General features: G+C 60.0%; 15 protein-coding genes. 12 read left to right on the forward strand and 3 right to left on the reverse strand.

All coding sequences use genetic code 11. From position 1 onward, the window contains the following. Window positions 1–6 precede the first annotated feature (6 nt). The gene (locus tag AX768_RS29510; RefSeq protein WP_062003572.1) at window positions 7–1,017 is read right to left on the reverse strand and encodes a GlxA family transcriptional regulator; all 1,011 of its coding nucleotides are present in this window, start codon (window positions 1,015–1,017) and stop codon (window positions 7–9) included. Between the two features lie 417 nt (window positions 1,018–1,434). Between AX768_RS29510 and AX768_RS29515 the strand changes: the two genes are divergently transcribed. The 10 genes from AX768_RS29515 to AX768_RS29560 all read left to right on the forward strand — a co-directional run bounded on the left by AX768_RS29515 (window position 1,435) and on the right by AX768_RS29560 (window position 13,929). Further along, a complete protein-coding gene (locus AX768_RS29515; protein ID WP_062003766.1) occupies window positions 1,435–2,724 on the forward strand; it encodes a serine hydroxymethyltransferase in 1,290 nt (429 codons plus the stop codon). 27 nt (window positions 2,725–2,751) lie between these two features. Then, window positions 2,752–3,723 carry a dipeptidase gene (locus AX768_RS29520; protein WP_062003573.1) on the forward strand — a complete coding sequence of 324 codons (972 nt, stop codon included), beginning with the start codon at window positions 2,752–2,754 and terminating at the stop codon, window positions 3,721–3,723. 27 nt (window positions 3,724–3,750) lie between these two features. Then, window positions 3,751–4,287 (forward strand): DUF5943 domain-containing protein, encoded by a 537-nt coding sequence (locus AX768_RS29525; protein ID WP_062003574.1) that lies wholly within the window; start codon window positions 3,751–3,753, stop codon window positions 4,285–4,287. 48 nt (window positions 4,288–4,335) lie between these two features. After that, window positions 4,336–6,399, forward strand: coding sequence for an NADH:flavin oxidoreductase (locus AX768_RS29530; RefSeq protein ID WP_062003575.1), 2,064 nt, complete (start codon window positions 4,336–4,338; stop codon window positions 6,397–6,399). Window positions 6,400–6,401: 2 nt separating this feature from the next. Further along, window positions 6,402–8,321 carry a (Fe-S)-binding protein gene (locus tag AX768_RS29535; protein WP_062003576.1) on the forward strand — a complete coding sequence of 640 codons (1,920 nt, stop codon included), beginning with the start codon at window positions 6,402–6,404 and terminating at the stop codon, window positions 8,319–8,321. Between the two features lie 3 nt (window positions 8,322–8,324). Beyond that, window positions 8,325–9,512, forward strand: a complete 1,188-nt coding sequence (locus AX768_RS29540; RefSeq protein ID WP_062003577.1) for an electron transfer flavoprotein subunit alpha/FixB family protein — start codon at window positions 8,325–8,327, stop codon at window positions 9,510–9,512. After that, entirely contained in the window at window positions 9,509–10,306 is a 798-nt protein-coding gene (locus tag AX768_RS29545; RefSeq protein WP_062003578.1) for a drug:proton antiporter, read from the forward strand. The genes AX768_RS29540 and AX768_RS29545 overlap by 4 nt, the downstream gene beginning before the upstream one ends. Window positions 10,307–10,369: 63 nt before the next feature. Continuing rightward, window positions 10,370–11,671 (forward strand): aromatic ring-hydroxylating oxygenase subunit alpha, encoded by a 1,302-nt coding sequence (locus AX768_RS29550; RefSeq protein WP_062003579.1) that lies wholly within the window; start codon window positions 10,370–10,372, stop codon window positions 11,669–11,671. A gap of 37 nt (window positions 11,672–11,708) precedes the next feature. Further along, a complete protein-coding gene (locus AX768_RS29555) occupies window positions 11,709–12,926 on the forward strand; it encodes a hybrid-cluster NAD(P)-dependent oxidoreductase (protein WP_062003580.1) in 1,218 nt (405 codons plus the stop codon). Window positions 12,927–13,068: 142 nt separating this feature from the next. Beyond that, entirely contained in the window at window positions 13,069–13,929 is an 861-nt protein-coding gene (locus AX768_RS29560; protein WP_062003767.1) for a glycine betaine ABC transporter substrate-binding protein, read from the forward strand. A gap of 71 nt (window positions 13,930–14,000) precedes the next feature. Here AX768_RS29560 and purU read toward each other — a convergent pair whose 3' ends face one another. Further along, window positions 14,001–14,873: a formyltetrahydrofolate deformylase gene (gene purU, locus AX768_RS29565; RefSeq protein ID WP_062003768.1), complete on the reverse strand. Its 873-nt coding sequence runs from the start codon at window positions 14,871–14,873 to the stop codon at window positions 14,001–14,003. Between the two features lie 129 nt (window positions 14,874–15,002). Then, the gene (locus AX768_RS29570; RefSeq protein ID WP_062003581.1) at window positions 15,003–15,935 is read right to left on the reverse strand and encodes a choline sulfate utilization transcriptional regulator; all 933 of its coding nucleotides are present in this window, start codon (window positions 15,933–15,935) and stop codon (window positions 15,003–15,005) included. Window positions 15,936–16,057: 122 nt separating this feature from the next. Between AX768_RS29570 and betC the strand changes: the two genes are divergently transcribed. Together betC and AX768_RS29580 are read left to right on the forward strand one after the other, a co-directional pair. After that, window positions 16,058–17,596, forward strand: coding sequence for a choline-sulfatase (gene betC, locus AX768_RS29575; protein ID WP_062003582.1), 1,539 nt, complete (start codon window positions 16,058–16,060; stop codon window positions 17,594–17,596). A gap of 39 nt (window positions 17,597–17,635) precedes the next feature. Beyond that, window positions 17,636–18,586, forward strand: coding sequence for a choline ABC transporter substrate-binding protein (locus AX768_RS29580; RefSeq protein WP_062003583.1), 951 nt, complete (start codon window positions 17,636–17,638; stop codon window positions 18,584–18,586). Window positions 18,587–18,719: the final 133 nt, after the last annotated feature.

Here is an 18,719-nt window from a genome sequence, read left to right on the forward strand (position 1 = left end):
AGGGCCTTAAGCGGCGCTCTGGACGACCGCCATTGAAGGAACGACGGCTAGCGGCGGCAACTGGCGGCGGCGCTCGCGAGTGGGCGCCGTGCCGAATGCATCGCGATAACTCTTGCTGAAATGGCACGCCGACTGGAACCCGCAAGCCATCGTGATGTGCATGATCGACATATCGGTCTGCAGCAGCAGTTCGCGCGCGCGGCGCAGCCGCAATGTCAGGTAGTAGTGCGTCGGCGTCATGCCGAGATGCTCACGGAATAACCGCTGCAATTGCCGCTGTGACATCCCCGCGAGCCGCGCGAGTTCTTCTCGCGACAACGGCTCTTCAATGTTGTTTTCCATCAGCGAGATCACTTCGAACAGCGACTTGTTCGCCGACCCGAGGCGCGCGACGAGCGGCATGCGCTGCTGCGCGCTGGTATCGCGAACATGCTCCACGATGAACTGTTCCGCGATCTGCGTGACCTTCGCAGATCCCACGCGCGTGGCGATCAGGTTCAGCATCATGTCGAGCGGCGCGACGCCGCCGGTACACGTCACACGATCCCGGTCGATGACAAAAAGCTCCTTGAGAAATCGTGTGTCGGGAAATTCTTCTTTAAGTGCCGACATGTTTTCCCAATGAATCGCGCATGCGTAACCGGCGAGCAGACCGGCGCGTGCGAGTGCATACGTTCCGGTGCAAAGGCTCCCCAGCGCGCTGCCGAGTCGCGCGAAGCGGCGCAACGCAGCGAGATGGGCCGCCGTGGTTTCACGTTGCACATCGATACCGCCCACCACGAACACGATATCCGGTTGCCCTACGCAATCGACCGGGCCGGTATCGACGGAAAGACCGTTGCTTGCCGCCACGGGGCCGCCTTCCGGGCTCACGACGGACCACGTATAAAGCTTTTGCCCCGTCAGATAGTTCGCCATGCGCAGCACTTCGATAGCGTTTGTGAACGCGATCATCGTGAAGTTCGGTAGCGGCATGAACGCAAAGTGCGCGAGCGACGCGGTGCGATCGGGGGACATGGAGGAATGATTCCTTCGAATCTTTGGGTTGCTGTGTCGTGGGGCACGACTATGGACATTTTGTAGATGTTTGCAACTAGCATGCCATCAGGCTAAACCCTATTGGCATTGAAGCTTGCGCAAATGTAAGTGCCAAGCAGCGCACCGGGACGGGGATAGGGCGCAAGTCGCGCACCGCGCGAGCGCGCGAATTGTCCGCCGCAGTGCAGCAACAGACCGCATAACTCAAAGCGCGCGATGCGACTTGTGTAAAACGGACGCTCATGTCGGAAAAGGCCAAGAACACGTCTAAATTCATAAATTGGCGGATTCAGCGAAAGTCAAGAATAGACGCATCAGGAAGGGGTTTTCAAACGCTTCGGCATGACGAATCCACTTTCCAAAATACGACTTGTCCCCGAACCCACGGATGCTTCAATGGCAAATTCCACGACCCGCCCCGCCGCGCCTTTCTTTGACGAACCGCTTGCCACTCGCGATGTATCCGTGCGCAGCGCGATCCTCAAGGAGCTGGAGCGCCAGCAATCGCAAATCGAATTGATCGCGTCGGAAAACATCGTGTCGCGTGCGGTGCTCGAGGCGCAGGGTTCGGTGCTGACGAATAAATACGCGGAAGGGTACCCGGGCAAGCGTTATTACGGCGGTTGCGAATTCGTCGATGAAATCGAAACGCTTGCCATTGATCGTGTGAAGCGAATCTTCAACGCGCAGTTCGCGAACGTGCAGCCGCACTCGGGCGCACAGGCCAACGGCGCGGTGATGCTGGCGTTGACCAAGCCTGGCGACACGGTGCTCGGCATGTCGCTCGATGCAGGAGGCCACTTGACGCATGGCGCCAAGCCAGCCATGTCCGGCAAGTGGTTCAACGCGGTGCAGTACGGCGTGAATCGCGAGACCATGTTGATCGATTACGAGCAAATCGAAGAACTTGCGATGCAGCACAAGCCGACGTTGCTGATCGCGGGTTTCTCGGCCTACCCCCGCGAACTTGACTTCGCGCGCTTGCGTGCCATTGCCGACAAGGCCGGCTCGAAGCTCATGGTCGACATGGCGCACATCGCCGGCGTGATCGCAGCGGGGCGTCATCAGAATCCGGTCGAGCATGCGCACGTGGTGACATCTACCACGCACAAGACCTTGCGCGGTCCGCGTGGCGGCTTTGTGCTGACCAATGACGAAGACATCGCCAAGAAGATCAATTCCGCGGTTTTCCCTGGCCTCCAGGGCGGCCCGCTCATGCACGTGATCGCCGGCAAGGCCGTTGCCTTCGGCGAGGCGCTGCAGCCTTCGTTCAAGACGTATATCGACAATGTGCTGGCGAATGCCAGGGCGCTGGGCGAAGTGCTCAAGGCCGGTGGCGTGGATCTCGTCACGGGCGGCACGGACAACCACTTGCTGCTCGTCGACCTGCGTCCGAAGGGATTGAAGGGCAATCAGGTCGAGCATGCGTTGGAACGCGCCGGTATCACCTGCAACAAGAACGGCATCCCGTTCGATCCGGAAAAGCCCACAGTCACTTCGGGCGTGCGCCTCGGTACGCCGGCCGGCACCACGCGCGGTTTTGGCGTGGCCGAATTTCGCGATATTGGCCGCCTGATCGTGGAGGTGTTCGACGCGCTGCGCGACCATCCGGAAGGCCATGCCGCCACAGAACACCGCGTGCGCCGCGAGATCTTCGCGCTGTGCGAACGCTTCCCCATTTATTGATTACGTCCTCCCATTCTGGAGCATGAGATGAGCACACTGCACGACACCAGCATCATCATCGACGGGCTGAATATTTCGAAGTTCGAGCCTTCTGTGTTCGAGGACATGAGAAAGGGCGGCGTGACCGCAGTGAACTGCACCGTGTCGGTCTGGGAGAGCTTCCAGAAGACCGTGGACAACATCGCCGAGATGCGCCAGATGATGCGCGAACACAGCGACATTCTCACGCTCGTGCGCACCACCGACGACATCCGCCGCGCCAAGCAGGAGAACAAGACGGGCATCATCTTCGGTTTCCAGAACGCGCATGCGTTCGAGGACAACCTCGGTTATATCGAAACGTTCAAGCAGCTCGGCGTGAACGTCGTGCAGCTTTGCTACAACACGCAGAACCTGGTTGGTACAGGATGTTATGAGCGCGACGGCGGTCTTTCCGGGTTCGGCCGCGAAGTGATCCAGGAAATGAATCGCGTGGGCATCATGGTCGACCTTTCGCACGTGGGCGGCAAGACGTCTTCGGAAGCGATCGCTGCATCCACGAAGCCGGTCTGCTATTCGCACTGCTGCCCTTCGGGCCTGAAGGAACATCCGCGCAACAAGACCGACGAACAGCTCAAGGAAATCGTCGACGCCGGCGGTTTTGTCGGCGTGACGATGTTCGCGCCGTTCCTCAAGCGCGGCCCGGATGCAACCGTCGAGGATTATCTCGAAGCGATTGAATACGTGGTCGACCTGATTGGCGAAGACAACGTCGGTATCGGCACGGACTTCACGCAAGGCTATAGCACGGAATTCTTCGACTGGATTACGCATGACAAGGGTCGTTATCGCAAACTGACGAACTTCGGCAAGGTCGTGAATCCGGAGGGCATCCGAACGATTGGCGAGTTTCCGAATTTGACCGCCGCGATGGAACGCGCGGGCTGGAGCGAGTCGCGCATCAAGAAGGTCATGGGCGAGAACTGGGTTCGCGTGTTCGACAGCGTCTGGAACGTCTAAAGCCCTCATCCTTAGGAAGAAAACACAATGCAACCGCAACTGCCTATCGACGTCGATCCGGAAACCGGCGTCTGGACAACCGACTCACTGCCCATGTTGTACGTGCCGCGTCATTTCTTTACGAACAACCATGTGGCTGTGGAAGAAGCGTTGGGACGCGAAGTGTATGCAAAGAGCCTGTACTCGGCGGGCCACAAGTCGGCGTACCACTGGTGTGACAAGGAAGCGAAGCAGCACGGTATCAGCGGCATGGCGGTGTTCGAACATTATCTGAAGCGTTTGTCGCAGCGCGGCTGGGGTTTGTTTTCCATCGTCAAGAGCGATCCGGCTGCATCTACTGCCACCGTGCACTTGCACAACTCTTCGTTCGTGCTTGCGCAGCCGGGCAAGGAAGGCAAGCTTTGCTACATGTTCGCCGGATGGTTTTCGGGCGCGATGGACTGGGTCAACGATACCGCGCCGGAAGGCGCGAAGAGGGGTCCGAAGTCCTCCTCCGTCGAAACGCAATGTGCTGCGGAAGGCTATGCGCACTGCGTTTTCGAAGTGACGCCGCTGGCCGCATGAACGCGTGACAAGCCGCACAGTACATAGATAAATCCGAGGTCGACCGCGATGCGTTACCCCAACCTTTTCAAGCCTCTCACGCTGAACAAGCTGACTCTGCGCAATCGCATTGTCAGCACCGCGCACGCGGAGGTCTATGCGGAACCGGGCGGTTTGCCGGGTGACAGATATATCCGTTATTACGAAGAGAAGGCGAAGGGTGGTGTGGGATTGGCGGTTTGCGGCGGGTCGAGCCCGGTGTCCGTGGACAGTCCGCAAGGCTGGTGGAAGTCGGTGAATCTGGCGACCGACCAGATCATCGACCCGCTTGCGCGTCTTGCCGAAGCCATGCACAGGCACGGCGCGAAGATCATGATCCAGGCAACGCACATGGGCCGCCGCACCGCTTATCACGGCGAGCATTGGCCTCACCTGATGTCGCCTTCGGGCGTGCGCGAGCCGGTGCATCGCGGTAACGCAAAGATCATTGAAGTCGAAGAAATCAAGCGCATCATTTCCGATTTTGCAGCCGCTGCAAAACGCATCCAGGACGCCGGTATGGACGGCGTCGAAATCTCGGCTGCACACCAGCACCTGATCGATCAGTTCTGGAGCCCGCGCACGAATTTTCGTACCGATGAATGGGGCGGCTCGCTCGAGAACCGCCTTCGTTTTGGTAACGAAGTGCTCATGGCCGTGCGTGAAGCCGTGGGTCCGGATTTCTGCGTCGGCCTGCGCATGTGCGGCGACGAATTTCACGAAGACGGACTCGATCACACGCAGCTGAAAGAGATCGCTCAGTCGATGTCCGAGTCGGGTCTTATCGATTACATCGGTGTGATTGGATCGGGCGCCGATACGCACAACACGCTTGCGAACTGCATGCCGCCGATGGCCTTGCCGCCCGAGCCGTTCGTGCATCTTGCAGCCGGGATCAAGTCGGTCGTGAACGTACCGGTCATGCACGCGCAAAGTATTCGCGATGCGGGCCAGGCTGAGCGCCTGCTCGAATCCGGCATGATCGATCTGGTCGGCATGACGCGTGCGCAGATCGCTGATCCGCATATGGTCATCAAGATTCGCGATGGCCGCGAGGACGAGATCAAGCAATGCGTGGGCGCGAACTATTGCATCGACCGCCAGTACAACGGGCTCGATGTGCTGTGCGTGCAAAACGCGGCGACATCGCGTGAATCGACCATGCCGCATGTAATTGAAAAGTCGCGCGGGCCAAAGCGCAGGGTGGTTGTCGTCGGCGCGGGTCCTGCCGGACTGGAAGCGGCACGCGTTGCGAAATCGCGTGGCCATGATGTGGTGCTGTTCGAGAAGAACGACTATGTCGGCGGGCAGATCATGCTGGCCGCGAAGGCGCCGCAACGTGAGCAGATGGCCGGCATCGTCCGCTGGTTCGATATGGAAACGAAGCGCCTTGGCGTGGACCGCCGCCTGGGTGTCGCGGCTGACGAAAAGATGATCATGGCTGAGAAGCCGGACATCATCGTGCTGGCAACGGGCGGTTCGTCTTTCACGCAACAGGTTCCGGCGTGGGGCGTCGAAGAAGGGCTTGCCGTGAGTTCCTGGGACATTCTTTCGGGCAAGGTCGAACCGGGCAAGAACGTGCTGGTGTATGACGGCGTCAGCATGCACGCAGGTGCGGGCGTGGCGGATTTCGTTGCGAGCCGTGGCGCGAATGTCGAGATCGTCACGCCCGACGTCAAGGTCTCGGATGACGTTGGCGGCACGACGTTCCCGATTTTTTATCGGCGGCTGTATGCGCACGGTGTGATCTCCACGCCGAACTACTGGCTTGATAAAGTCTATGAGGAAGACGGCAAGAAGATCGCCGTGATCCGCAACGAATACACCGAAGAGCAGGAAGAGCGCGCGGTCGATCAGGTCGTGATCGAAAATGGCATCACGCCAAACGATGACCTCTACTGGAAGCTCAAGCCCGAGTCGCTCAATCGTGGGCAGGTCGATGTCCACAAGCTCTTTGCGTCCGAGCCGCAACCGTCGTTGAGCGAAGAACTCGGCAATGGCCGTTTCCTGCTGTTCCGCGTTGGCGATTGCATCTCCATGCACAACATCCACGGCGCGATCTACGACGCGCTGCGCCTCGTCAAGGACTTCTGATAATGAGCCCGGTGTTTGTCATTACCGCGTTGTTGTGGTTGTCGGTGGCGGGTCTGGCATTCGCATTGTTCAAACGCGCATCGTACTGGCGTGAAGGGCGCGCAACGGCCGCGGGTGCATACGGCTGGGGCAATCTGCTTTCCATTCCAAAGCGCTATTTCGTCGATCTGCATCATGTGGTCGCGCGTGATCCGTATATTGCAAAGACCCACGTGGCGACGGCGGGCGGCGCCATCGCTGCAATGGGGCTCGTGTTCATCAACTACGGGCTGGCGATATATTCGCCATGGATCGACAAGCTGATTTTCCTGGCTGCGTTGATCATGCTCGTGGGCGCGGTGTTCGTATGGCGTCGCAGGCATGGCGCCAAAGCGGTGCCGGCGCGTTTGTCGCGTGGTCCGTGGGACAGCCTGCCGCTGTTGCTGGGCTCGTTTGCGCTCGGGCTTGTGTTGTTCGTCGTGTTGCCTGCGTCGGCCATGTCAGGTGCGCTGGCGATCATCGTTGCGCTGCTGATTGCAGCCGGCGCGTTCACCATGACTTTCGGCGCCGCACGCGGCGGTCCGATGAAACACGCGCTCGCAGGTTTGCTGCATCTCGCGTTTCATCCGCGCCAGGAACGTTTCACCGGCCGCAGCCATGAGCATGACGTGGTCCCGCCGACCGCCCTCAAGATGCCCGTGCTCGATGCAAAAGAATACGGCGTATCCAGGCCGGTCGAGTTCCGCTGGAACCAGCTGCTCAGTTTCGATGCGTGCGTGCAATGCGGCAAATGCGAGGCGGCGTGTCCCGCCTTTGCGGCAGGCCAGCCGTTGAATCCGAAGAAGCTGATCCAGGATCTCGTGACGGGCATGGTCGGTGGAACGGACGCGGCGTATGCGGGCAGCCCGACGCCCGGAATTCCGCTCGGCAAGCACTCCGGCGCGCCGTCGAAACCGCTGATCTCCACAATGATCGAAGCGGACACTATCTGGTCCTGCACCACATGCCGTGCGTGCGTGCAGGAATGCCCGATGTTGATCGAGCACGTGGACGCTATCGTCGATATGCGGCGCAACCAGACGCTGGTCGAAGGTATCGTGCCAGGCAAGGGTCCGGAGACGCTCGCGAACCTGCGTGAGACGGGCAGCGCGAACGGCTTCGACATCGGTGCGCGTTATGACTGGGCGGTCGATCTGCAAGTTCAGGTTGCGCAACCCGGCCGTCCGGTTGACGTGTTGCTGATCGCAGGCGAAGGCGCGTTCGACATGCGCTACCAACGCTCGCTGCGTGCATTGGTCAAGGTGTTGAACAAGGCCGGCGTGGATTACGCCGTGCTTGGCGGCGTGGAAACGGATACCGGCGACACCGCCCGTCGTCTCGGCGATGAAGCCACATTCCAGCAGCTCGCTACGCAACTGATCGCAACGCTCTCGCAGTATTCATTCGGAAAAATCGTCACCGCCGATCCCCACGTCATGCATAGCTTGCGTAACGAATATCGCGCGCTTGGTGGCTTGTATGAGGTTCAGCATCATACTGCGCTGATCGCGGAACTCGTGGCGAGCGGCAAGCTGAAACCCTCGGCGGAAAGCGCGCTCGCGACGGGCAAGACCGTCACGTATCACGACCCGTGCTATCTCGGCCGTTACAACGGCGAAACCGAAGCGCCGCGCACGTTGCTCCGGACCATCGGCATCAAGGTGGTCGAGATGGAACGCAATGGCATGCGCGGCCGATGCTGCGGCGGGGGCGGGGGCGCTCCTCTCACGGACATTCCCGGCAAGCAGCGCATTCCCGATATCCGGATCAACGACGCTCGCGCGATCAACGCGGAGATCGTCGCGGTCGGCTGCCCGAACTGCACGGCGATGCTCGAAGGGGTGGTGGGTGCGCGTCCCGAAGTGCTCGACGTGGCCGAACTCGTTGCAGCGGCGCTGGAGTAAGCAATGCATACAATCAAACGAATCGATCCGCGCCGGCCGTTCTCTGTCACGGCTGAAGGGCTCAAGCGCATTACCCTGGGTGTTGTCGGCGCAGCAGGCGACGCCGACCTTGTGGCGCTCGGCGGCCATCGCGAACAGGTTAAGCCGCAGCGCACGACTTCTGCTGCGCTTCGTTCGCTGCTCGTGGCGGCGCACAGCGATCGCGGATCACTCGATGACCACGCGCGCCAGACGCTTGCCGCCGCCGCGTTGCTTGCGGACGCGGCCGCGCAAGTGGTGCTGCTGGTCTTTGGCGAATGGAAGGACGATGCAGCCGCGCTCGGCGCGGACAAGGTCATCGCAATGCCTGCATTCGACCGGCGCGCGTTCACGCCCGATGCCGCGCTGGACGCGCTCGCTGCGTGTGTTGCGGCGTATTCGCCATTGCATATCTTTTTGCCCGATAACGCCGCCGGTGACGGCGACCTCGGCCGTCGATACGCGGCGCAAGCCGAGGCATCGGTCGCGACGCAAGTCGTCGAAATCGACGCCACGCACGTCTCGGTTCACACGCAAGTGCGCAAGGCTTATGCAGTGCGCGCATTGCCCGACGTGATCCTGCTTGCACCGAATGCGGTCGATGTCCGTTTGCCTTTCGTCGGCGCGGGCGAGCAGGTTGCGGCTGAACAATTCGCCACGGCGAGTTCGAAAACAGCAAGCCCGTACAAGGACCTCGGCATCGAGGAAATCGACGCCGCGCAGGTTGCGCTGGAGGAGGCGGACTTTATCGTTTCGGCAGGCAACGGCGTTACCGATGTTCCCGCGTTCGAGCGGCTGGCGAGCACGGTCGGCGCGGCAGTCGGCGCGAGCCGCGTTGCCGTGGACGACGGCAAATTCCCGCGCGATAAACAAATCGGCGCGACAGGCAAGACCGTTGATGCAAGCATCTATATCGCCTTCGGGATCTCGGGCGCCGTGCAGCATTTGCAGGGCATCAAGGATTGCCGCCACGTGATTGCAGTGAACCTCGACGCCAGTGCTCCGATAGCAAAACGCGCGAACCTCACGATCATCGGCGACGCGGCCGAAACGATTGCAGCACTGACCGATGCCGCCGCCGCAGCACGCAGCGCACGTGCAAATCCTGGTGCGATGGCTGCGCACGGCAGCAATGTGCCGAACGCAGCAAAGCTGGAAGGAGCGCTCGCATGAACTCCAACGCATCGACGGCGAAACGCGCGGCGCGAATCGCGGTGCTCGTATCGGTTGGCCGTCATCCCGTGAGTGGCACTCAGCGCTATAGCCGCAACGACGCCGCTGCGCTGACCCTCGCCACATCGCTTGCCGCAAGGCATCACGCGTCGCTCGACGTGATCCACGCCGGCGACCCCACGAACGCGGCGTTGCGCGAATACCTCGCGCTGGGCGCGGCGAAAGTCGAAGTGCTTTCGGTGGCCGAGGGTGATGAAATAGCGCCGTCATTGAGCGTTCGCCTGAAGGGCTACGACCTTATTCTCACCGGCACACGCGCGGAAGGCACGCAGGACAGCGGCATGTTGCCGTATCAACTTGCCGACGCACTCGACATGTCGTTGCTTGCATCGGCGGTGGACATCGAGGTCGAAGCGGACCACGTGACGGTCCGGCAATTCCTGCCGAAAGGTTTGCGCCGCCGCGTGCAGGCGAAGCTTCCGGCGCTGATCGCCGTGCATCCGATGGCCAACGCCACGCCGCGCTACGCGTACGCAAAGCTGCGCGAAGGCACCATCGAAAAGGTGCTTGTCAGCGCCGCCAGCGCATCGGACAACAGGGCATGGTCCATCAAACCCGCGACCGCAAAACCGGTCCGTCTGGCCGCTGCCGAGAAACGCTCGGGACACGCGCGCATGCTCTCCGCGACGACGACTGAAAGCCGCGGCGGAAGCGTCGTAATTGAAGGGACTTCCGTCGAAAAAGCACAAGTGATCCTGGCGTATTTGCGCGAGCATCAACTCGTGGATTATTGATTCGCCATATGAAATTTCCCGCGCGTTCAAGGTCGCACGGGGTACCAAACCTCGGAGTACACGATGAAAGTTTCCGCTGACGTTCGCGCAATGATCGAACGCCGCAAGAAGGGCCACACGCTCGAAGCGCCGTTCTACGCAAGCGAGGAAATTCACGCACTGGACATGGACGTGATCTTCCGCAAGCACTGGATTCAGGTGGCGGTCGAGCCGGATGTGCCGGAAGCGGGCGACTACATGACAGTGGAACTCGGCAACGATTCCATTTTGATCGTGCGCGACGACGACATGCAGATCCGTGCATTTCATAACGTTTGCCGCCATCGTGGCGCGCGTCTGTGCAGTTCGGAAAAGGGTTCGCTTGGGAATATCGTGTGTCCGTACCATAGCTGGACATACAACCTGAACGGGGATCTGATGTTCGCCGAGCATATGGGCGAGCAGTTCGACAAATGCAAGCACAGTTTGAAGAAGGTCCATCTCGAGAACCTTGCCGGGCTGATTTTCATCTGCCTCGCAGAAACGCCGCCTGCCGATTTCGCGGTGCTGCGTGCGTCGATGGAACCTTATCTGCTGCCGCATGGTCTTGCCAATTGCAAGGTCGCGGCTTCGATCGACATCATTGAAAAGGGTAACTGGAAGCTCACGATGGAAAACAACCGCGAGTGCTATCACTGCGTCGCGAACCATCCTGAACTGACCATCTCGCTCTACGAATACGGGTTTGGTTATCAACGTTCCGCCGATAATGAAGAAGCAATGGCCGCGTTCGACAAGACCGTTGAAGAGCGCACGAAGCAATGGGAAGCGATGAACCTGCCGTCGAAGGAGATCGATCGACTCGCAGACCTCGTCACCGGCTTTCGTACGCAACGCCTGCCGCTCGATCGCAGCGGCGAGTCGCAGACCATGGACGCCAAGGTTGCATCGACAAAGCTCCTGGGCGGTTTCGAGCAAGCGGATCTCGGCGGCCTGTCGTTCTGGACGCAACCGAACTCATGGCATCACTTCATGAGCGATCACATCGTAAGCTTCTCGGTGATTCCGCTGTCAGCGGGTGAAACGCTCGTGCGCACCAAGTGGCTGGTGAGCAAGGACGCGCGTGAGGGTATCGACTACAACGTGGATAACCTCACGGCCGTCTGGCGCGCGACCAACGATCAGGACCGCGCGCTGGTTGAATTTTCGCAGCTCGGCGTGACCAGCAGCGCATATGAGCCGGGTCCGTATTCGCCTTTCACTGAAGGCCTCGTGGAGAAGTTTTGCGCGTGGTACATCGGGCGTCTCGAAGACTACGCGAATACGCCGGATGAAGCGGTCGTGCCGTCTTCGCACGGCGAGAAAGTCGTGTCGTTCAAGCGTTGATTACAACGCGGCACTCAGGTCTTAAGCGGAGAAACAGATGATGCGCGATCAGGCGACGTTCGAGCCCGCCCCGAACCGAGTCACCCAGCCCGAGTTCTGGGGCAAGCTTCCGGCGCGCTGGGACAGCGATACCGACGACACACTCGTCTGCTGCCACGTGCGTCAGGAAACGCATGACGTGAAGAGTTTTTTCTTTCGTGCGCCGAATGAGCGGACCTTTGTTTTCGAACCGGGCCAGTTCATTACGCTTGAACTCGAGATAGACGGCGAGTCGATCAATCGCTGCTACACCATTTCGTCGCCTCCCACACGGCCGCATACCATCTCGATCACGGTGAAGCGCGTACCGGGCGGGAAGGTTTCGAACTGGCTTCACGATAACCTGCAGACCGGTGGCAAGGTTCGCGTGCTGGGACCCGCCGGTGAATTTACCTGCGCGCGGCATCCCGCGCGCAAGTTTCTGTTTTTATCGGCGGGATCGGGGGTCACGCCTTTGATGTCCATGAGCCGCGCGCATCATGAACTGGGCGAAGATCGTGACATCGTGTTCCTGCATAGCGCCCGCACGCCGGACGACATCATCTTCGCGCGCGAGCTCGACCTGATCGCGGCGAACCAGGCGAACTTCCGGACTGCCTTCGTGTGCGAACGCGTCGGCGCGAGAACGAACTGGCCGGGTGTGACCGGTTTCCTGACATTGCCCTTGCTCAAGCTCATCGCGCCGGACTTCATGGAGCGCGAAATCTTCACGTGTGGTCCGGCGCCGTATATGAAAGCCGTCCGCGATCTCCTGGCGGAAGGCGGTTTCGATACCACGCATTATCACGAGGAAAGCTTCTCCTTCGAGACGATCGCCGAAGTCGCGGCCGAACTCACGACGGCGCATGTCGCCGATGCGTTGCGATCTCTGGAAACGTTTGCCGAAGCGCGTGAAACAGCGGTTGGCTTCGCACCGGTGTCCGAACCCGAACCAATCGCCGCGCCCGTTGAAACCACGTTCAAGGTCAGCTTCGCCAAAAGCAATCGCGAGATTGAATGCGGCAGCGGACAACATGTGCTCGATGCTGCGAAGAAATCCGGCGTCCGTCTGCCGGCATCCTGCACTCAGGGCATGTGCGGCACGTGCAAGGTCAAGTTGATTTCCGGCGAGGTGCAGATGAAGCACAACGGCGGCATTCGCCAGCGGGAGATCGATCAGGGCATGGTGCTTTTGTGCTGTAGCAAGCCTCTGACCGATCTTGTTGTAGACAAGTAAGGGTATTCATCAGGACCGGCGACGCACCGGGATAAAACGAGGTCGCATCCGGACAACTGGGTGTCGAAAAAAAACCAGTCGGCGTATTTCTGGCCAGTGATTCTAAAGCCTCAATAGTGTGTACCGCGAAGGGGAGAAGACAATGAAACTGATCAAGAAGCTAGTGGTATTAAGCGCGATGAGCGCAGCGTTGGCCGCAGCCAGTGTGTCCGCCATCGCCGCCGATGCAAAACCGACCATCAAGATCGGTTATGTGGAAGGCTGGGATGACAGCGTGGCGACGTCGAACGTGGCGGCGCAGATCATCGAGAAGAAGCTGGGTTATCCCGTGCAGCTCGTGCCCGTGGCAGCGGGTGTGATGTGGCAGGGCGTGGCGCGCGGCGACCTCGATGCAACCTTGTCGGCATGGTTGCCGGTCACGCACGGCGCGTACTGGGAAAACTTCAAGACGAAGGTCGTCGACGTCGGTGTGAACTTTCCTGATGCGAAGATCGGCTTGATCGTTCCGGAAGATGCGCCGGTCACGAGCCTTACGGACCTCGAAGCGAAGAAGGCGGATTTCGGCGGACGGATCGTAGGCATCGATGCAGGCGCGGGTGTGATGTCGAAGACATCCGAAGCAATCAAGGCCTATAACCTCGACTACACGCTGATGCCAAGCTCGGGCAGTGCGATGACGGCGGAACTGGCGCGTGCCGAGAACGCGAAGAAGCCGATCATCGTGACAGGCTGGAAGCCACACTGGATGTTCGCGAAGTACAAACTGAAGTTCCTGGAAGATCCGAAGAAGGTGTTCGGCGAATCCGAGCACGTGGACAGCGTGATCAATCCGGGACTTGAGACGAAGGCACCGACGGTGGTCGCATTCCTGAAGAAGTTCCAGTGGAAACCGGGTGAGATCGACAGCGTCATGCTCGCGACCACGAACGGCGCAAAACCGGCCGCTGCTGCGGATGCGTGGGTGAACGCACACGCGGACCGTGTGTCGAGTTGGACGAAGTAAATTCGTTCTAACGCTTCAACGAGAAACGCCGCTTGATTCAAGCGGCGTTTTTTATTGGTAGATCCAAACGACTACAGCACGACCGTCCGGTCGCCGTTGATAAACACCCGCCGCTCGATAAACGCCTTCACCGCCCGCGCGAGCGTGATGCATTCCACATCGCGTCCGGTCGCCAGCAAGCGCTCCGGCTTGTATGAATGGTCCACGCGTTCGACCACCTGTTCGATGATCGGACCTTCATCCAGATCATCGGTCACGAAATGCGCGGTCGCGCCGATCAGCTTGACGCCACGCGTGTGCGCCTGATGGTAAGGCTTTGCGCCCTTGAATCCGGGCAGAAATGAATGATGGATGTTGATCGCGCGTGCGGCGAGCTGGCGGCTTGTCTCGCCTGAAAGGATCTGCATGTAGCGCGCGAGAATCATCAGCTCGGCGCCGGACGTGTCGAACAGGTCGAGCAAGCGCGCTTCCTGCTGCGGTTTGGTATCGGCGGTGACGGGGAGATGATGAAACGGCAAGCCATGCTGAACCGCAAGCGGTTCAAGGTCACGATGGTTCGACCCGATCCCCACGATATCCATTTTCAGCTCACCCATGCGCCAGCGGAACAGCAAGTCCGCGAGGCAATGCTCCAGCTTCGAGACCAGAATCAGCACCTTGGGCCGCGCATCGACGTTATGGATGGCCCAGGTCATCGAAAAACGCTCGGCGATGGGCGCGAATTCCTGCTGCAGCGCGGCGATCTGCAGCGTTTCATCGCGATCCACGCCGTGGAAAACGCAGCGCACGAAAAAGCGCTGGCTGAGGTCGTCGTCGAAGACGGTGAGTTCATCGACGTAATAGTTATGCCGGTCGAGGAAGCCGACCACGGCTGCAACCTGGCCCGCGGCGCTTGGGCAAGCGACCGTGAGCACGAGTCGATGGGGTTGGGCTATAGACGCCATATCGCTGGACATGCGGTTCTCCACTCTGCAAAGGGCAGCGCCGCGAAGGCAGCGCGTGTACTTCGCAGTAGAGCAAACCGCACAGGACTGCGGCTAGAAGTTATGCGCCGTGATGATGGTATCGGAGCGTCAAGCGGGGGTTTGGGAAGCCAGGCCGCACTCGGCCAGCAGCCAGTCGCGGAATGCGCAAACGGCCGTTGTTTGTGCGCGCGGTGCGCTGAGCAGATATCCGCCATCGGTCATGACTGGTTTATCGAATAGTTGTACCAGTTGCCCGCTTGCGATGAGTTCGTCCACGAGCGGCGCCCATCCGAGTGCCACGCCCTGGCCCATGATCGCGGCGTGCGCTACGAAGCCGTAGCTGTTGAATGTAATGCCGCGATGCGCGGGCGGCGCGGTCAGCCCGTGCGCTGCGAACCATCCGTGCCACGAAAGCCATCGTTCCGGATTCGTCGGTTCAAGGTGCAACAACGGCCATTCGCTCAGGTCTGATGGTCTTACCGGTTTGCCATGCCGCGCGAGAAACGCGGGGCTGCATACGGGCGTGACCTGTTCCGGAAACAGCTTGAGCGCGCCGCGCCCGGGCCAGTTCATGGCAACGTGGCCGAAGCCGATCACGATATCCGCATGATCGTGCTCCGCTGCCAGGACGTCTTGCGCGGTGGTGATCCTTACATCGACGTCAGGCATGAGCGCCTTGAACTGCGAGAGCCTTGGCATCAACCAGTATGTCGCAAAGCCGAAGTCGGTCAGAAGGTTGAGCGACTGCTGCGAAGGTGCGGCATGACGCGCGCGGATATCGTTCGTGGCGATGCGGATGGTTTCGAGACTCTGGCGCACCGCTTCGAAGAGGCGCACGCCGTCTTCGGTCAACGTCACGCCGCGATGCCCACGCTCGAAGAGCGGCGCGCCGAGATTCTCTTCGAGCTGCACCACGCGCTGGCTGACGGCCGGCTGCGTGGAGCCGAGCTCACGCGCGGCCGCCGTAAAACTGGCGAGACGCGCGGCGGACTCGAACATGGATAACGCCTGCATTGGCGGCAAACGATCCTGTCTCGACATAAGTGCCCCTTATGAGCTCATAACGTTTTGCTCTCTTCACAGCCGCGATTTGAACGGCAATAGTGATACGCGATGCAGTGTGCCAGCGTTCCACCTTCCGATTCTATTCGAGCCTCGCCCCGATGCTTAAGCCAAGACAAAATATCCTCATCCTGATGGCCGACCAGATGACGCCGTTCGCGTTATCGGCCTATGGTCATCATGCGACAAAAACCCCGAACATGGACGCGCTCGCGGCGCGCGGCGTGGTGTTCGATTCCGCCTATTGCGCGAGCCCGCTTTGCGCGCCGTCGCGATTTTCATTCTTGTCCGGGAAGTTGCCGTCCAACATAGGTGCCTACGATAACGCCGCCGAATTTCCATCGCAAACATTGACGTTCGCGCATTACCTGCGTGCCGAGGGGTACAGGACCGTTCTTTCAGGGAAGATGCATTTCTGCGGTCCCGACCAGTTGCACGGTTTTGAAGAGCGCCTGACCACGGACATCTATCCCGCCGACTTTGGCTGGACGCCGAACTGGGATGACTTCGAGACCCGCCCGAGCTGGTATCACAACATGAGTTCGGTTATCGATGCAGGTCCTTGCGTGCGTACCAACCAGCTCGATTTTGACGATGAAGTCACCTACACCACGCGCCAGAAGCTGTTCGACATAGCGCGTGAGCGGCAAGCCGGCAAAGATGCGCGGCCGTTTTGCGTGGTGGCTTCCCTGACGCATCCGCACGATCCTTACGCGATTCCGCAGAAGTACTGGGACATGTATTGCGATGAAGACATCCAGATGCCTTCGTATCGCGACACGCTGGACGCCGCCGATCCGCATTCAAAGCGCCTTCGCCATGTCTGCGAAACTGACAAGACGCCGCCGACCGATCAGCAGATCCGCAATGCGCGTCACGCGTATTACGGCGCGATTTCTTACGTCGACGCCCAGTTCGGCGCGATCCTCGAAGCGCTCGATCAGTCCGGCATGGCTGATGACACCATCGTCATCGTGACGTCCGATCATGGCGAGATGCTCGGCGAACGCGGCCTTTGGTACAAGATGACGTTCTTCGAGGGCGGTTGCCGCGTGCCGCTGATCGTGCATGCGCCCGGGCAATTCGAGGCGGGTCACGTGAAGGCTTCGGTCTCGCATCTCGACTTGCTGCCAACGCTCGTTGAGCTCGGCCGCGGTTCGGCGCGGCCCGCGTGGCCCGACACGCTCGATGGTCAAAGCCTCGTGCCGCATCTTCGCGGCGACTCCGGGGCGCACGATGAAGCCATCGGCGAGTACCTTGCCGAAGGCGCGATTGCGCCCATCGTCATGTTGCGTCGCGGCGATTTCAAGTTCATCCATACGCCGGCCGACCCCGACCAGCTCTTCAACGTCACTGCCGATCCGCTGGAACGAACGAACCTCGCGACGCATCCGGAACATGCGGAGCGGGTCGCTGCGTTCGTCAAGGAAATCGCGCGGCGTTGGGACCTCGTAAAGCTGCGAGAGGAAGTCGTGCAGAGCCAGCGCCGCCGTCAATTCCATTTCGACGCCACCACGCAGGGCGTGATCGAGTCATGGGACTGGCAGCCGTCAGTCGATGCCAGCCAGCGTTACATGCGAAATCACATCGACCTGGACACGCTCGAAGCGATGGCACGTTTCCCCGCTGTCAAAAAATAAGCAAGCGCTCGCATAAAAACACACCCACAGGAAGCCACCATGAAAAAGCCCTTCAAACAAGCATTATTCTGCATCGCAGCGCTATGCGTATCCGTCGGATCGGTGATTGCGGCCGAGCCTCAAAGCTGCTTGCAGGTGAAGATGGCGGACCCGGGCTGGACCGATATCGATGCAACCAATGCCATGGCCGGCGTCGTGCTGAAGGCATTGGGCTACAAGCAGACCGTGTCGAATCTCTCGGTGCCGATCACCTACCAGGGTTTGAAGAAAGGGCAGATCGACGCGTTCCTGGGCAACTGGATGCCTGCGCAAGCACCGATGGTCAAACCTTTCGTCGATGAAAAATCGATCGAGGTCGTGCATCCGAACCTGACCAACGCCAAGTTCACACTCGCGGTTCCCGACTATGTGGCAGCGGCCGGCGTCCATACGTTCGCCGATTTGCAGAAGAACGCGGACAAGTTCGAAAGCAAGATCTACGGCATTGAACCGGGCGCGCCGGCGAACCAGAACATCAAGAAGATGGTCGATGAAAAGGCTTTCGGACTCAACGGCTGGAAGCTCGTCGAGTCGAGCGAGACCGGCATGCTCACGCAAGTCGAACGCGCTGTCCGCGAGAAGAAATGGATCGTGTTCCTTGCATGGGAACCGCATCTGATGAACACGAAGTTCCATCTCACTTACCTTGATGGCGGCGACAAATACTTCGGTCCGAACTTCGGCGGCGCGACGGTAAACACAGTTGCACGGACCGGGTATATCGGCGAATGCCCTAACGTTGGACGCCTCTTGAAGCAGATGACCTTCAACGTCGACCTCGAGAACGGGATCATCACGGACGTGCTGGAAAACAAGACCAACATTGACACCGCTGCCACAGCGGCGCTCAAGCGCAATCCCGATGTCGTGAAGGGCTGGCTCGATGGCGTGACCACCGCCACAGGCGGAAATGGTTTGCAAGCCGTACAAACCGCGCTTGGCTCCAAATAACAACACACGTCGCACATAGGCAGGTTTGCGTCGCAAACCGTCGAGCCCCGGTAAATATGGACTCGTACTTTTGCATGGCTGGTTCCTGCATCGGAAAGTACCGCAGCAGGCGCCGGCGTCACAAGCTTCAGAT

The sequence above is a fragment of the Burkholderia sp. PAMC 28687 genome (genome assembly GCF_001577465.1).
GTDB lineage: Bacteria > Pseudomonadota > Gammaproteobacteria > Burkholderiales > Burkholderiaceae > Caballeronia.

Bases quoted from the DNA above. Each gene is read 5' to 3' on its own strand.
- AX768_RS29570 (WP_062003581.1), bottom strand. From the start codon at position 15,935: ATGTCGAGACAGGATCGTTTGCCGCCAATGCAGGCGTTATCCATGTTC.
- AX768_RS29520 (WP_062003573.1), top strand. From the start codon at position 2,752: ATGAGCACACTGCACGACACCAGCATCATCATCGACGGGCTGAATATT.
- AX768_RS29555 (WP_062003580.1), top strand. From the start codon at position 11,709: ATGATGCGCGATCAGGCGACGTTCGAGCCCGCCCCGAACCGAGTCACC.
- AX768_RS29545 (WP_062003578.1), top strand. From the start codon at position 9,509: ATGAACTCCAACGCATCGACGGCGAAACGCGCGGCGCGAATCGCGGTG.
- AX768_RS29530 (WP_062003575.1), top strand. From the start codon at position 4,336: ATGCGTTACCCCAACCTTTTCAAGCCTCTCACGCTGAACAAGCTGACT.
- AX768_RS29540 (WP_062003577.1), top strand. From the start codon at position 8,325: ATGCATACAATCAAACGAATCGATCCGCGCCGGCCGTTCTCTGTCACG.
- AX768_RS29515 (WP_062003766.1), top strand. From the start codon at position 1,435: ATGGCAAATTCCACGACCCGCCCCGCCGCGCCTTTCTTTGACGAACCG.
- AX768_RS29580 (WP_062003583.1), top strand. From the start codon at position 17,636: ATGAAAAAGCCCTTCAAACAAGCATTATTCTGCATCGCAGCGCTATGC.
- purU (WP_062003768.1), bottom strand. From the start codon at position 14,873: ATGGCGTCTATAGCCCAACCCCATCGACTCGTGCTCACGGTCGCTTGC.
- AX768_RS29510 (WP_062003572.1), bottom strand. From the start codon at position 1,017: ATGTCCCCCGATCGCACCGCGTCGCTCGCGCACTTTGCGTTCATGCCG.
- betC (WP_062003582.1), top strand. From the start codon at position 16,058: ATGCTTAAGCCAAGACAAAATATCCTCATCCTGATGGCCGACCAGATG.
- AX768_RS29535 (WP_062003576.1), top strand. From the start codon at position 6,402: ATGAGCCCGGTGTTTGTCATTACCGCGTTGTTGTGGTTGTCGGTGGCG.
- AX768_RS29560 (WP_062003767.1), top strand. From the start codon at position 13,069: ATGAAACTGATCAAGAAGCTAGTGGTATTAAGCGCGATGAGCGCAGCG.
- AX768_RS29550 (WP_062003579.1), top strand. From the start codon at position 10,370: ATGAAAGTTTCCGCTGACGTTCGCGCAATGATCGAACGCCGCAAGAAG.
- AX768_RS29525 (WP_062003574.1), top strand. From the start codon at position 3,751: ATGCAACCGCAACTGCCTATCGACGTCGATCCGGAAACCGGCGTCTGG.